1 protein-coding gene is annotated in these 1,168 nt (G+C 71.1%); it reads left to right on the top strand.

The window, feature by feature from the left end:
* Positions 1-1,168: MinD/ParA family ATP-binding protein (locus CCN29_RS32700; protein ID WP_442538625.1), on the top strand; the 1,168-nt coding region annotated here is incomplete at both ends.

Here is a 1,168-nt window from a genome sequence, read left to right as displayed (position 1 = left end):
CTTGCTGTTGAGCAGCCGGTCAACCCCGGTGCCGCGCCGCTCGGTTACACGGCGGCCGTCGAGCTGTCGTCGGACCGGCTGCTCAACAGCAAGAAGCAGAAGGCCAAGAGCAGCCGTCCCGCGGCCGGCGGGTCGCGGTTCAAGCTGGGCGGGAAGAAGGAGGAGGCCGAGCGGCAGCGGAAGCTGGACCTGATCCGCACGCCGGTGCTGTCCTGCTACCGCATCGCCGTCATCAGCCTCAAGGGCGGCGTCGGCAAGACGACCACCACCACCGCGCTCGGCTCCACCCTCGCCACCGAGCGGCAGGACAAGATCCTGGCGATCGACGCCAACCCGGACGCCGGTACGCTCGGCCGCCGTGTGCGGCGCGAGACCGGGGCCACCATCCGTGACCTCGTCCAGGCGATCCCGTACCTCAACTCCTACATGGACATCCGGCGGTTCACGTCGCAGGCGCCCTCCGGTCTGGAGATCATCGCCAACGACGTCGACCCGGCCGTGTCCACGACGTTCAACGACGAGGACTACCGGCGCGCGATCGACGTGCTCGGCAAGCAGTACCCGATCATCCTCACCGACTCCGGCACCGGCCTGCTCTACTCCGCCATGCGCGGGGTGCTGGACCTCGCCGACCAGCTCATCATCATCTCCACGCCGTCCGTGGACGGTGCGAGCAGCGCCAGCACGACGCTGGACTGGCTCTCCGCGCACGGGTACGCGGACCTCGTGTCCCGCTCCCTCACCGTCATCTCCGGTGTGCGCGAGACCGGCAAGATGATCAAGGTCGACGACATCGTGGCGCACTTCCAGACCCGGTGCCGGGGCGTCCTCGTCGTGCCGTTCGACGAGCACCTGGCCGCCGGCGCCGAGGTGGACCTCGACATGATGCGGCCCAAGGTGCGCGAGGCGTACTTCAACCTCGCGGCGCTGGTCGCCGAGGACTTCGTCCGGCACCAGCAGTCGCACGGGCTGTGGACGTCCGACGGCAACCCGCCGCCCGTCGCGGCGCCGCCCATGCCGGGCCAGCCGGTCCCGGGTCAGCCGGTCCCGGGCCAGTACCCCGGTCAGCCCATGCCGGGTCAGCCCGCCCCGGGGCCGTACGTGCCCGGTCAGGGCGTCCCCGGCCAGCCGGGCGCGTACCCGCAGCAGCAGCCCCAGCCGCCGCAGC

Source organism: Streptomyces pseudogriseolus, from assembly GCA_002154585.1.
Classification (GTDB): domain Bacteria; phylum Actinomycetota; class Actinomycetes; order Streptomycetales; family Streptomycetaceae; genus Streptomyces; species Streptomyces pseudogriseolus.
Note: the sequence above shows the minus strand (reverse complement) of the source record. Positions and strands in the feature narration are given on the sequence as shown.